Consider the following 12878-nt stretch of genomic DNA (forward strand, 5'->3'; position numbering starts at 1 on the left):
GTTCTCTCTGTTACGAGGCCAGCATGCTTTCCACCACTGCCTTTCTGGCACTGGCGGTGCAGTGCGCCGCCAGTATTCACCCGGCCACGTCACTTGATGTCGCACGGGTCGAATCCGGTTTCCACCCTTACGCCATTGCTGAAACTCTGCCAGACAGCCGGGGCGTGATTTCACATTTCCCCACGAGCCTGCCGGAGGCGATCCACCTCACCAGACAGCTGGCTGCACAGGGCCGACGCTATTCGGTCGGCCTGATGCAAATCACCAGCACCAATTTCCGCCATTACGGCGTCACGGCCAGCGACCTGCTTAACCCTTGCATCAATCTGTCGGTATTTGAGCGCATTCTCGCCGACTGTTACCGGCGCGGCGGAACACTGAAACGGGCGCTCAGTTGTTACTACTCCGGCAACTTTGAAACCGGCCAGCGACCGGAATCGGCCTTTAACCAGACCAGCTACGTGCAGCGCATTGGCTATGTCGTCCCGTCCACCCGGGAAGACCGGCAGCGTGACCCTGACCGGAACGCGCAACCGCCTGTCCGCTATCCCGCCGTTGTGCTGCGCGACGAGCCAGCCGGTGCCACTGCGCCGATCCTGACTTCCCTGCATTATCCCGGTTCCGTCATTCGCGGCGCTATCCCTGTTATCCCTGATGAGGAGAAATGATCATGCATAAACGCCGTTACTACGCTGTTGTTTCCGTGCTGCTGTCTTCCCCGGTGCTGGCGGCGGACAGTGGTTTTAACAAGGCCAATGAAACACTGAGCAATACCTCGACCGGCCTGCTGGGACTGGCCGCCGTCACCATCACGCTGGCGACCATGTGGGTGGGCTACAAGGTGCTGTTCGACGGCAAGAGCCTGCACGACATGCGTAACGTCATCATCGGCGCGATCCTGATTGTCGGCGCGTCCGGCTTCGGTGCCTACTGGGCGTCATAAGAGAGGCAACGATGGCTACGCTGAATAAAGCACTGACGCGGCCTGCCGCCATTATGGGTATTCCTCTGGTGCCGTTCGTTCTCGTCAGCGGGGCCATCGTCCTGCTGGCGGTCTATGTCAGCTATTACCTGGCGGTTCTGCTCATTCCTGCCTGGGCGGAAATGAAAAACAAAGCCCGAAAGGATATTCATTATTTCAGTCTGCTCTGGCTGGCGTTTAAAACCCGTGGACGACTTTTCACCAATACCCATTTTGGCGCGAATGCCCTGCTGGCAAACCAGTACGATAACGTTGATGTCTCGGAGTTTATTCAGAAAATGAAATTAAACGAGCGTATTACGCTGGATAAATATATTCCGTATTCCTCCCATATTCACCCCTACGTCATCAGAAATCGTCACCGTGATTTGGTTGCCACCTGGGAGCTGGGCGGCACAGTCTTTGAATGTGAAGACGAACATCTCCTGACCCTGATGGCCACGCACCTGAATAACGTTATTCGTTCGTATGAGGGGCTGCCGGTAACATTCTATATTCACCGGCTCCGTGAAAAATATCATGATGTCTTTGAGGCGGATTCCGGCATTCCCTTTTCCGATGAGGTAACACGTCGGTATTACCAGCCGGTAAAAGAAAAACCGTTCTGGCGGCACCGGCTCTTTTTCACCGTCTGCTACGCGCCGTTCTCTCAGATTGAGAAGAAAACCATGAAAGCGCAGTCGCACGGTAAACGCCTGGCAGCACTGGATGACGCGCTCAAAATCATGCTGGAATACCGCGAAGCACTGGAATCTTCATTATCCCGCTATATGGCAATGCCGCTGGGGATATATGAAGAAAACGGGCGGGTATATTCCTCGCAAATGGCGTTCTTCCACCGCCTGATCACCGGCCAGTGGCAGAAAGTGGCCGTAACGCGCTCGCCGTTTTATGAAACGTTAAGCACGCCGGACGTGTTTTTCACCACCGACACCGGTGAATGCCAGACGGTCAGCGGTTCCCGCTTCTTCCGCAGCCTTGAGATTAAGGATTATTCCCCGGAAACCCATACCGGTATGCTGGATGCGCTGCTGTACGCCGAAAGCGAGTATGTTCTGACGCAGTCCTTTACCTGCATGGCACGGGATGAGGCGCAGCATCATATCCGGCTGGCGGAAAAACGGCTGAACTCAGCGGACGACGACGCGATTTCCCAGCGCGAAGAGCTGATTGTCCTGCGCGACCTGCTGCAGTCCGGGCATGTGTCGTGCGGTAAATTCCACTTTTCCCTGCTGATCTCCTCAGAAAGTCCCGGACAGGTGGTGAAGGACACTAACGTTCTGGCCCAGCCCTTCGCCGATCTGGGTATTATGACGACGCTCTCCACCCTGTCACTGCCCGCCGCATATCTGGCGCAACTGCCGGGCGTCTATACGCTGCGTCCCCGACTGGTGGCCGTCAGCAGCCAGAATTTTGCCGATATGGCCTGCCTGCATAACTTCCATCCCCACAAACGCAGCGGCAATCCGTGGGGGGAAGCCATCGCCATCCTCACATCTCCCGGCGGTGGCGGGTATTACCTGAACCTTCACGACAGCCAGGCCGGGCGGGATGATACCGGTGAGAAAACGCCAGGGAATACGGCGATTATCGGGAAAACCGGCTCCGGCAAAACCCTGCTGATGACGGTCATGCAACAACTGATGCAGAAGTACCGCAACCCGGCGACGTTTGCGCCTTCTGCCACCATCAAACGGCTGACCACAGTGTATTTCGATAAGGATCGGGCGGCGGAGATGGCGATCCGCCAGGCGGGCGGGCGTTATTTCCGCATCCGTACCGGCGAGCCCACCGGCTTCAACCCGTTTACGCTGGAGCCAACCCGCCGGAACATCAGTTTCATTAAACGTCTGGTGCGCATGCTGTGCCGCCGCAACGGTAAGCCGCTCGATCCGCGCGATGAGGAGCGGATCAATGCCGCCGTTGACACCATCATGCTGGACTACCCGCCGGAGTACCGCCGGTTCGGGATCACCCGGCTGCTGGAAATGCTGCCAGAGCCGCCGACTGCAGATGCCCGCACAAACGGGCTGCGTATTCGCCTGAAACAGTGGGCGCAGGGGGGCGAGTTCGGCTGGGTGTTTGATAACGAGGCTGATACTTTCACCATCAGCGATGTCGATAACTTTGGTATCGACGGCACCGAATTTCTGGATGATGACGATATTCGCGGCCCCGTGACCTTTTACCTGCTGTATCGCGTGACCAGCCTGCTGGATGGTCGCCGCCTGGTGATGTTTATGGATGAGTTCTGGCGCTGGCTGGCCGATGTCGAATTTTCCCGCTTCTCGCTCAATATGCTGAAGGTCATCCGCAAGCTGAACGGTATCTTCATCCCGGCAACACAGTCACCGGATGAAATCGTCAGACACCCCATCGCCCCGGCGATTATTGAGCAATGCGGTACCCAGATTTTCCTCGCCAATCCAAAAGCCAGCCATGCGGATTACGTGGAGAAAATGAAAGTGCCGGACAGCGTTTATGAGACGGTCAGAAACCTTGATCCGGGCGAGCATTATATGGTCATCCTGAAAACACCGTTGCAGGCCGGAGAAACCCGCCCGTTTGTGGCAATGGCGAAAATGGATCTGTCCGGACTGGGTAAACTCACCCGGCTTCTCAGCGGCAGTGAGGACAACCTGAAAATATTCGATGCCATTTATCAGGACGGTATGCGACCTGATGAATGGAAAGACGCTTTCCTTGAGCGGGCAATCTGAAAGCCAACCGGAGGTAATATTAATGCGTACCCGGGATCACCTTCTGGCATTATCGTTATTTTTCTCGACGCAGGCTTTCAGCGCCGGAATACCGGTTTTCGACGCCGTGCAGAATACCGAATCCATTAACCAGTGGATGCAGAAATTACAGCAATGGGAGAATACAGTTACCCATTATAAAAGTGAACTTGATGCATATAAGAAGCAACTGGCTACCGCAACCGGCGTGCGGGATATTCAGAGTTTTCTCAGTGATGCCCGAAGCCTGAAAACCGATATTGATAATCTCCGTAAGAACGGTATTTCACTGGATGATCTGCTGACCACGCAGAACAGTTCATATTCTTCTGAACTGCAACACCTTTACAGTAAATACAAATCGTTCAGCGTATGCAGCGAGGAACAGGAAGGAATAAAATATCAGGCCCTGGCCGACAGTTGCAAACAGATAATCCTCAATCAGGCAATGGCGATCGAGAATACCACTGACGTTGAAAACAGGATCAACAGCACACTCAGCGATATATCAGACTTATCTGACCGTATATCGAATGCGCAGGACTCGAAAGAGTCTCAGGATCTGGCTAACGCCATCGCGGCGAAAAGCGTACAGTTAAATGCGCTGACGAATCAGTGGGAGATGTCTGTCAGACAGGCTCAACAGCGAACGACATTGCTGGAACAGCAAAGACAGAAAGCCTTTGAACAGCAGCAGCTAACGGCACCTGTTGCTGACCTTAATAATTTATAAGGAGGTTATCCGTGCTCAGATCCTTATTCACCTTATGCACACTCTCAGGCGTGATATTACTGTCCGGCTGCAAGGAAACCAAATCCGAAGCCTGGTATAAGCAACATCCTGACGAAACTTATGCGGTTTATACGCAATGCCTGAAGGATGGCGAGGCAAGCGATAACTGCGAGTTTGCTCAACGGGCTGCCATTATGTTCGCTCAAATTGGCAAGCCCAGAATAAAAGAAAAATTTGAGATAATCTTTCAGCAGGAAGCCGAAAAGAGAAAATCCGTCACACAGTAATATCTCCTCCAGCAAAACAGGGAATTCTCCCTGTTTTCTATTTCCTTTCTTTATATATCAGGTGAGGCACCATGTCCGGTGGTATTTTTGTGGGTATGGACAAAAACATCATGGATGGACTTAATGCCGTACTGGAAGGTCAGTCTTCCAGTTACGGTACGATGATCAGTGTCATCATCGTCAGCTCTTTTACCTTATTTATACTGTATCGCGGTTATCAGACGCTGGCTGGCAAACTCCGGGCCCCGGTTGAAGATGTCGTCTGGGATGTGGGGCGAATGTTGCTGATCACCACCTTTGCGTTAAACCGGGATGGCTGGCTGGATATGGCGGTAGCGGCTATCCAGGGACTCAAAGACGGTGTCAGCGGCAATGATAACGTCTGGGCGCTGCTTGATACCGTCTGGGAAAAGGCACAGACACTGGGGCAGACACTGTTCAGTATGGACACCTCGACTTACGTCAAACTGAATGGTGGCTTTGCCGAAGTGCTGGTATGGGGCGGCGCGATCGTTCTGTTACTGGCTGCCACCTTTGTCAACCTGCTCGCTGAAATTGTCATCCTGTTAATGACGACCACCGCGCCGCTCTTTATTTTCTGCCTGCTGTACGGTTTTCTTAAGCCGATGTTTGATAACTGGCTGAAAACGATTTTCGCGGCAATATTAACGATCATGTTTTCCGCCTTATCCATCCGTATCGCCATCAATTACCTGAATAAAATCCTTGATGCAGCGACCCGGACATCCAATGTCAGCAACATGGTGACGCTGGCGGCACAGTGCCTGCTGGCCGGGATTGCAGCCGGTGTGGTGGTCTGGTTCTCGGCGAAGCTCGCCAGCGCCCTCAGCGGAGCCGCTGTACAGGCGGTGTTACAGGGGGCGGCCATGAGTGGTCTGACCGGACTGGCGAACAAATCCGCCGACCTTGCCGGGCCGGGGATAAAGGGTGGTGCCCGCCTGGCTGCGAAAGGCGGTATGGCCGTCGCAGCGGCGACCGGCACACTCACTGGCGCAGGCGCGGGTAAAACCGTGAGCGCCTGGCAGAAACGCGCCGCCGCCATCGAAAGTATGAAACGCCTGAACCGGCAACGTCACCGTTAATCCTCCCGTCTCTTAATTTCCTTTCCCCGTCACGCCGTGGCCTGCGCCACCGGTGCGGCATTCCTGCATCCATACGATAAGGGGCTTCCATGAAATTCAGCATCTTCCTTCTGATGCTGTGCGCGCTCACGGGCTGCGCACGGCATCAGGGCGACCTCCCGCCGGTATCCGGCGAACTCGAGCCGGTGAATTCCCCCGCCATCATTCAGGAGCTGACTAACCATGTCTGATATTCAGAACATTGTTAATGTTTCCCGCTCTTTTGAATCCATCCTGCTGGAAAAGGAAGAGCGTTCCCGAAGAACCGCCTGGCGGGTGGCCACTGCCGGACTGATTCTGGCCGCAATGGCGATTACGGCCATTATTATTCTGCTGCCGCTGAAAACCACCGACACTGAATTATGGTCAGTGGATAAACAGACCGGGCGCTATGAATATATGACCCGCGTGAAGGAACGGGATATTTCGTCTGAAAAGGCACTGGCGCATTCACTGGCAGCACACTATGTCAAACTCCGCGAGGGATATAATTATTTCTCCCTCCAGCGTGATTATGACGACGTACAGTTATTCAACAGCGACAGCGTAAACCGGGACTATCTGTACGGGTTTAACGGCGACCAGGCACCGGACGTTATTTTTAACAAGGCGGAATATGTCGTTTATATCGACATTATTTCCAATGTGCATGCGCCTGCCACTAGGCCGGATAATCTGGCAACCCTGCGTATCAAACGCACTATCCGCCGTATTGCTGATAATTCCGTGAAAACGGATGTCTGGAATATCCGTCTCACATACCGCTACGTCCCGCACCGGCAACTGACCGACAGCCAGCGCGAAGTGAACCCGCTGGGCTTTATCGTCACCAGCTACCAGCGCGATAAAGAGCTGAGGGGGGAATGATGCTTAGACATACCCTGCTCCTCTCTGGCTTACTGGCGTCATGCGTGGCATGGAGCGCAGCGACACCGCGCGGCAGCGCGTATGACAGCCGGATGCAGAACGTCACATACAACAGCCAGAACGCCACGGTCGTCAGTACCCGCCCCGGCTACGTTACCATGCTGGTGTTTGATGACGATGAAACCGTTATCGATGCGCAGGCGGGTTTTCCCAGAGGCTGGACCGTGACGAAAAGCGACAACCGGGTGGGCGTCAGTCCGAACCCGATTACCCAGCCGGTCACGGATGCCAGCGGCAACACCGTCAGCCAGGTATTTCTGCCGACAGCAAAAGACTGGAAAACCAATCTGTTCGTGGTGACATCGAAGCGCGATTACAGCCTGGAGCTGAACGTCCTGGATAAAGACTCGCCCGCTCAGGCATTTGTTATCCGCTACCGCTATCCCGATGAGCAGAGGGAAAAGTCAGCCGCCGCCAGCGCCCCCCGTCAGCAACGACAGCAGGAAACACTGGACCGCAAGCGGATAGCGGCGGCATTCGGGAAGGCTACCACTCCGCGCAACTGGCGCTATACAAAACGGGTGGCAGCAGGCTCAGCCTTCATCGCCCCGGACTTTACCTGGGATGACGGCCGTTTTGCGTATATCGGTTTTTCCCCCACGAAAACCCTGCCTTCTGTCTTCCGGGTGGTTAATGGTCAGGAGCAGGCGGTCACGCCGCAGACAGTTCAACAGGGCAACTACACCGTGATGGTGGTTCCGGCATCGCCGCAGCTGGTACTGCGTTACGGCACCTCGGTGGTGGGGATCGAAAACGACGGATTCGGGCGTTTCCCGCTGACCAACAGTGACACCGTTTCGCCGTCCGTTACGCTGGAGGCAAAATGACCGACAAATCTTTCCCGGACGAACCGGAAAAAACCACCGCAGAACGGGAAGCGGAAGCCCGTGAACGCGCCCGCGCGGCAATGACATATCAGGAGCCGGAGCAGAAAACGCCGCCCGGCCAGCCGGAAGTGACCCGTTTCCGTAAGGCGTCCGGTCGCCGCACGCTGATCGTCAGCCTGCTGAGTCTGGTCCTGGTCATCGCGCTGGCATCCGGTGGCGATCGTCTTCTCAGCGCCCTGAAAAGGGATGATGAGAAAAAATCTGACACCGCGCCGCCGCCCTCCTCCGGGGCGGTGCAGCAGGAGCGTAAGAATCTGGGCATGGACAGTAACCCGTTTGGCCTGTTCGGGCCAGGGAGGCAGGAAAGCGCAGGCCCTGCCAGTCAGAGCGACACTGCTCCTCCCTTATTACCGCCGGAACCACCCGCCCTGAACAAGGCGGCAGCACTGGCCGATGGGCTGAACAACGGCAGTACAACAGCTGGCGGCAATACCCGCACGTCCCGTAGCGAACCGCACAGCGGCACGGGAACGTCGGGCAGTCCGGCATCATCCACGGCGTACACATCTTGTCAGTTGGTACTGGTCAGGGGGAAGGATGGCCGCCTGCACTGCCCGGATGGGGTCACATCGGCAGCCAGCAGTAACAGCGACGATCCGGGCCTCGCCAGCGTCACCGGTGTCAGGCGGCTGGGCCTCGATCCTGATCTCTATATCCCGGTGGATCGATATATTCCCTGTTCGATGATGCGGCGCTTCGTGTCGGATGTTGGCGGCCATATCTCCTGCCTTATCAATGAGGATGTCTGGAGCGCCAGCAACCATGTAAGGCTGATCCCAGCGGGAACAGTTGCCCGTGGTTTCTACCGCACCGGGGCACTGCATCACGGACGCAGCCGGATGTTTGTGCTGTGGACGGAGCTGCGCACACCGGAGCCCGGCAGCCTGCAAATCCCGCTCACCGATACGCAGGCTACCGGCCCGCTTGGTGAGGCGGGGATCGCAGGCTGGATCGACAGCCATTTCTGGGAGCGTTTCGGCAACGCCCTGATGCTGAGTACCGTGCAGGACGTGGCGGCAGCGGCATCAGATGCCGCGCCGGGTAAAGACCGCAATACCGACTATACCGAAAACACCCGTGCCGCCACGGCTGAAATGGCAAAAACGACGCTGGAAAACAGCATCAGTATCCCGCCCACCATGTACCTGAACCAGGGTGATGTGCTCGGCATCATGACCGGCACGGATATTGATTTTTCCTCTGTTTATCAACTTCGACTAAAAAAGAAATGGTATGAACGCTGAAAACCTGTCACTGGACTTTATGAAAAACCGGCTCTTTGGTGATTTTCTTGCGCAGGATGGCCTGACAGAAATTGCCGTTAACCGGCCGGGCGAACTGTATACGAAAATCCGGGGGAATTGGCAAAAACAGGCATCCCCGATCACGCTGCGTCAGTGTCATGCCTTTGCCAGGGCGCTGGCATCCTGGCATGACGATAATATTGACGATACATCACCCATCCTTTCTGCAACATTAAGATCCGGCGAACGTATTCAGGCGATTATTCCTCCGGCCTGTGAGCGTAATACGGTATCCATTACGCTGCGCAAGCCCTCGTTTGAGCAGAAAACACATCAGTCATGGATTGATGCGGGATTTTATCAGCGTGTGGCCGGTCAGGAGAAAACGGAAAGTCAGGATGATGCACTGATTCAGTTATATAACAGCGGGAATATTCCCCGCTTTATGGAAAAAGCGGTGGAATATGGCAAAACGATTTTTATTGTGGGTGAAACCGGCTCCGGTAAAACCACCTATATGAAAACGCTACTGCATTATATTCCGTTGCATCTCCGGCTAACCACCATTGAGGATAATCCTGAAATCCGTTTTTATCACCATGCCAATTATGTTCATCTTTTTTACCCGGCGGATGCCGGGGATAACGCTATTGTCACGCCTGGCAGGCTGATTCGTGCTAATTATCGGATGAACCCTGACCGGATATTACTGGCGGAAATTCGTGGGCGTGAAGCGTGGGACGCGCTGAAAATTGTCGGCTCGGGACATGAAGGACTAATCACCTCCATGCACGCGGGCAGCCCGGAAGAATGTATTGAAGGGATCATTGACCGCTGCTATGAAAACCCCGACTGCCGGAATATTCCTTTTGATGTGCTGTTACGCAAGGTACTTAAAAGCATTGATGTCATCGTCAGTATTGACATACACGGCGATGTGCGCCGGATGAGTGATATTTACTTTAAGCCAGTTCATTTAAACAGCATGAAAGAGGCATTCAGACAATAACTCTGGCAAATAACATTACCCTAAATACGCAACCTTTCATTAATCATACCGGTAACTGAAATGAAGAAAGTCATACTCTCCTTATTATTTCTCGGCGTTATGGCGTCATGTTCAACATCCGCAATGGCCGCTGATGCCTGCGAAGTGGTTTTATGCATGTACGGTAAAACAACGGGAAACAGTGGCAGCAGTGAATGTCATTCCGCTGAACGGGCATTCTTTAATATCGTGAAAGAGAATAAACACGGTTTTCTTCCTGACCATACGGCCGATGCCAGAAAATCGTTTTTACTTGAATGTGATTCGGCAGACCCGGCGGCTATCAGTCAGGTCATCAGTAAATATGGCCGCGTTCGTGGTTAATACTGGCGAGACGGGCACAGAGCGTGACGGTTTTCAGGTTTTTACGGCTTCTGTTTTTCGCGGATTAAGGAGCGAAGAAACAGGGGCCGTAAAAATGAGGCAGCGGACAGAAATATTTTCGCGGGTTAAGGAGCGAAAATAATTCAGGCACCGCGCCTCACCTGCAAACAGCCGCGCCCACGCGGATTTTGCAGGCTGGGGGGAGCCGGATAAATTTCGCCGCCCCAGCGAGCGAAAAGCTGTCGCCCACGACAGCGGTTTATTTGGGGGGCATCGCCCCGCACACCGTCGCAGCTAAGTCTCCGGCCAAAAGCCGGTAGCGTGGCGCGACCACCCTCTTTAAAGGTCAGCTTCCCTTTTATTCCCGCTACGAGGAACGAGTAAAGGGAAGAAAAAGGCGAAAGCGACCGTCTTAAAGGGGGTGGTCGCGCGTAGCGGGCGACGGTGTGCTGCCTTTGACCCTGGGGGTTTTGGCGCGGCGTCCAGCCACGACATTGCCCCCATGTGACAGGCAATAAGGGCGTCCAGCCCGCATGTACTGGCGCACGCCGTTTCGTGCAGGGAAGCATGCTTTCCTGCACATGGCCGCACAGCGACCACCTTCTTTACCCCATACGTTCGCCCCGCCTTTTCGCCCGACACCGTGGGGCGAACTGATGGGGCGATGTCATGGGGCGAATCGCTGACGAAGGAGGCACGATGATTTTAAATAAGCTTACCGCTTCACTGTCGCCGATAGTGAACGGGATGCTGGCACTGCTCGCTTTTGTGCAACAGCAACAACTGATACTGGCGTTATTAGCGGGGCTGACGATGCCGTTTTTTACGTCGATGAAAAGCGATGAACGGCAGAAGGCCCCGTTATGGAAAAAGCTGATTATTGCTTTTTCGCTGTTGTGTTTTATATCTGGCACAATGGCCCCGATAGTTATCGGATCCTTTCAGTGGCTGTATAAAATCAGACTCACCAGTGATAATACGGTACTGGCGTGGGCAGTACGGATCACTTTCACTGTGACCGGGATTATTTTTCATATTATGCTTCGCCGGGTATTCACGCCTGAACTGGACAGAATAAAGAAACGCCTTGTTAAAAAAACCACCCTTGAACGGGAATTGCGCACCGATGTCCGCACCGTAAAATCCCTGCTGCCGGAAACACTGCATTATAACCCGCTGGATTATATCGACCTGAATAAAGGTATTTTTACTGGTATGGACAGCGAGAAGGAGCCGTTGTATCTCCCGTTAAAGGACTGGCAGAAACAACACGCGGATATTATCGGCACCACAGGAGCCGGTAAAGGGGTTGCTGCTGGTATATTGCTTTATCAAAGCATTCTGGCCGGTGAAGGTGTGTTTGTTATGGACCCCAAGGATGATGAATGGGCACCGCATCTTTACCGCAAAGCCTGCGAGGATGCAGGCAAACCCTTTGCCTTAATCGACCTGCGAAAACAGCAATACCAGTTAAATCTGATTGAAGATATCACGCCCGATGAACTGGAAGAATTGTTTGTTGCCGGTTTCAGCCTGGCGGAAAAAGGGCAGGAATCGGATTTTTATCGCATTGATGACCGAAAAGCCGCACGTATGGCCGCGCAATTTGTCAGTGATAACCCATCGGCAACTCTCCGTGATGTTTATAACGGTGACTACGTTCAGAGCATTGCCGAAAAAATCAAAGCATTTTTCGGTAAGATTGAAGAGCTGGCATTATTAAATGCCATTAATTCACCGGAAGGTTTTTCACTTCAACAAATGTTTGATGAAGGCGGCTGTTGCTATGTTATCGGCTCCATGCGAAACAGCAAAATTATTACAACCCAGCGCATGTTACTGGTTCGCCTGTACCAGTTAGCAGAAAGGCGCGACCGTGTAACAAACGTTCCCCGCTCCATAGCTATTTATCTTTCCGAACTGAAATATCATTTATCCCGGCCAGCGCTGGAAGGTTTAGGTGCGGCGCGGGATAAAGGCGTGCATATTATTATGGACCACCAGTCCATTGCCGATTTAAAAGACTGCCCGGCAGATTTGAAAGGTGATGCCGTTGTCGGTGCGGTCGTTGAAAATGCCAAATTCAAACTGGTTTATCGCGTCATGGACCCGGATACGGCGGAATGGGTGGCAAGAATGTCAGGCACTATTCTGGTGGATGATGAACTCCGTAAGGCTAAAACGGATAATATGCTGACAGAGACCATCGACAGTGAGCGCACAATCCGCCAGGCCGAACGTTACTTTATTGACAGTAACATGATCCTGAACCTGCACGATTTTGTCAGCTTTATCTTTACGACAAAAACGCTACCTTCTGCCTCACTGATTTCACCGATAAAGATCAGAAAGAGTCAGCTAAAAATCTTCTCGGTTTCCCCTGATATTGCCGCATCGGCGGCACCGGTGAAAATCGCACTGGATTTTGACGAGGATGATAAACCATCCATACAGGATGTGATGACAACGCACCCGGATCTTTTCTTCAACGAAAGCGAAGTCAAACCGGCAGAGCCCCAACCTGATGAAGGAGAACACCTGTCCCCGCTGGATTTTTAAGGAGCGG

13 protein-coding genes are annotated in these 12878 nt (G+C 53.7%); all 13 read left to right on the forward strand.

Annotated features, from left to right (window positions below; all coding sequences use genetic code 11):
• Positions 1–23: 23 nt before the first annotated feature.
• The 13 genes from IM265_RS20245 to IM265_RS20305 all read left to right on the forward strand — a co-directional run bounded on the left by IM265_RS20245 (position 24) and on the right by IM265_RS20305 (position 12871).
• The gene (locus IM265_RS20245; protein WP_047955812.1) at positions 24–668 is read left to right on the forward strand and encodes a lytic transglycosylase domain-containing protein; all 645 of its coding nucleotides are present in this window, start codon (positions 24–26) and stop codon (positions 666–668) included.
• Positions 665–943 (forward strand): TrbC/VirB2 family protein, encoded by a 279-nt coding sequence (locus IM265_RS20250; RefSeq protein WP_047955813.1) that lies wholly within the window; start codon positions 665–667, stop codon positions 941–943. The genes IM265_RS20245 and IM265_RS20250 overlap by 4 nt, the downstream gene beginning before the upstream one ends.
• 11 nt (positions 944–954) lie before the next feature.
• Positions 955–3702 carry a VirB3 family type IV secretion system protein gene (locus IM265_RS20255; RefSeq protein ID WP_047955814.1) on the forward strand — a complete coding sequence of 916 codons (2748 nt, stop codon included), beginning with the start codon at positions 955–957 and terminating at the stop codon, positions 3700–3702.
• A gap of 22 nt (positions 3703–3724) precedes the next feature.
• Positions 3725–4453 (forward strand): type IV secretion system protein, encoded by a 729-nt coding sequence (locus IM265_RS20260; protein WP_047955815.1) that lies wholly within the window; start codon positions 3725–3727, stop codon positions 4451–4453.
• An 11-nt stretch (positions 4454–4464) separates the two neighbouring features.
• Positions 4465–4740, forward strand: a complete 276-nt coding sequence (locus IM265_RS20265) for an EexN family lipoprotein (RefSeq protein ID WP_047955816.1) — start codon at positions 4465–4467, stop codon at positions 4738–4740.
• A 71-nt stretch (positions 4741–4811) separates the two neighbouring features.
• Positions 4812–5843 carry a type IV secretion system protein gene (locus tag IM265_RS20270; RefSeq protein ID WP_047955817.1) on the forward strand — a complete coding sequence of 344 codons (1032 nt, stop codon included), beginning with the start codon at positions 4812–4814 and terminating at the stop codon, positions 5841–5843.
• 89 nt (positions 5844–5932) lie between these two features.
• Positions 5933–6073 (forward strand): hypothetical protein, encoded by a 141-nt coding sequence (locus tag IM265_RS20275; RefSeq protein WP_047955818.1) that lies wholly within the window; start codon positions 5933–5935, stop codon positions 6071–6073.
• Positions 6066–6749, forward strand: a complete 684-nt coding sequence (locus IM265_RS20280; protein WP_047955819.1) for a virB8 family protein — start codon at positions 6066–6068, stop codon at positions 6747–6749. Before IM265_RS20275 ends, IM265_RS20280 begins: the two co-directional genes overlap by 8 nt.
• A complete protein-coding gene (gene virB9, locus IM265_RS20285) occupies positions 6746–7636 on the forward strand; it encodes a P-type conjugative transfer protein VirB9 (RefSeq protein WP_185939365.1) in 891 nt (296 codons plus the stop codon). The genes IM265_RS20280 and virB9 overlap by 4 nt, the downstream gene beginning before the upstream one ends.
• Positions 7633–8940, forward strand: coding sequence for a VirB10/TraB/TrbI family type IV secretion system protein (gene virB10, locus IM265_RS20290; RefSeq protein WP_047955821.1), 1308 nt, complete (start codon positions 7633–7635; stop codon positions 8938–8940). Before virB9 ends, virB10 begins: the two co-directional genes overlap by 4 nt.
• Complete coding sequence (gene virB11 / locus IM265_RS20295) at positions 8930–9949, forward strand: P-type DNA transfer ATPase VirB11 (protein WP_047955822.1); 1020 nt, start codon at positions 8930–8932, stop codon at positions 9947–9949. Before virB10 ends, virB11 begins: the two co-directional genes overlap by 11 nt.
• Before the next feature lie 60 nt (positions 9950–10009).
• Positions 10010–10312, forward strand: a complete 303-nt coding sequence (locus IM265_RS20300; protein WP_047955823.1) for a TrbM/KikA/MpfK family conjugal transfer protein — start codon at positions 10010–10012, stop codon at positions 10310–10312.
• A gap of 699 nt (positions 10313–11011) precedes the next feature.
• Positions 11012–12871, forward strand: a complete 1860-nt coding sequence (locus tag IM265_RS20305; RefSeq protein ID WP_047955824.1) for a type IV secretory system conjugative DNA transfer family protein — start codon at positions 11012–11014, stop codon at positions 12869–12871.
• Positions 12872–12878: the final 7 nt, after the last annotated feature.

The sequence above is a fragment of the Enterobacter cloacae complex sp. P17RS genome (genome assembly GCF_014895885.1).
GTDB lineage: Bacteria > Pseudomonadota > Gammaproteobacteria > Enterobacterales > Enterobacteriaceae > Enterobacter > Enterobacter bugandensis.

Coding starts and splice junctions, on each gene's coding strand:
- IM265_RS20255 (WP_047955814.1), top strand. CDS start 955: ATGGCTACGCTGAATAAAGCACTGACGCGGCCTGCCGCCATTATGGGT.
- IM265_RS20260 (WP_047955815.1), top strand. CDS start 3,725: ATGCGTACCCGGGATCACCTTCTGGCATTATCGTTATTTTTCTCGACG.
- IM265_RS20245 (WP_047955812.1), top strand. CDS start 24: ATGCTTTCCACCACTGCCTTTCTGGCACTGGCGGTGCAGTGCGCCGCC.
- IM265_RS20280 (WP_047955819.1), top strand. CDS start 6,066: ATGTCTGATATTCAGAACATTGTTAATGTTTCCCGCTCTTTTGAATCC.
- IM265_RS20270 (WP_047955817.1), top strand. CDS start 4,812: ATGTCCGGTGGTATTTTTGTGGGTATGGACAAAAACATCATGGATGGA.
- IM265_RS20250 (WP_047955813.1), top strand. CDS start 665: ATGATCATGCATAAACGCCGTTACTACGCTGTTGTTTCCGTGCTGCTG.
- virB9 (WP_185939365.1), top strand. CDS start 6,746: ATGATGCTTAGACATACCCTGCTCCTCTCTGGCTTACTGGCGTCATGC.
- IM265_RS20305 (WP_047955824.1), top strand. CDS start 11,012: ATGATTTTAAATAAGCTTACCGCTTCACTGTCGCCGATAGTGAACGGG.
- IM265_RS20300 (WP_047955823.1), top strand. CDS start 10,010: ATGAAGAAAGTCATACTCTCCTTATTATTTCTCGGCGTTATGGCGTCA.
- IM265_RS20275 (WP_047955818.1), top strand. CDS start 5,933: ATGAAATTCAGCATCTTCCTTCTGATGCTGTGCGCGCTCACGGGCTGC.
- virB11 (WP_047955822.1), top strand. CDS start 8,930: ATGAACGCTGAAAACCTGTCACTGGACTTTATGAAAAACCGGCTCTTT.
- virB10 (WP_047955821.1), top strand. CDS start 7,633: ATGACCGACAAATCTTTCCCGGACGAACCGGAAAAAACCACCGCAGAA.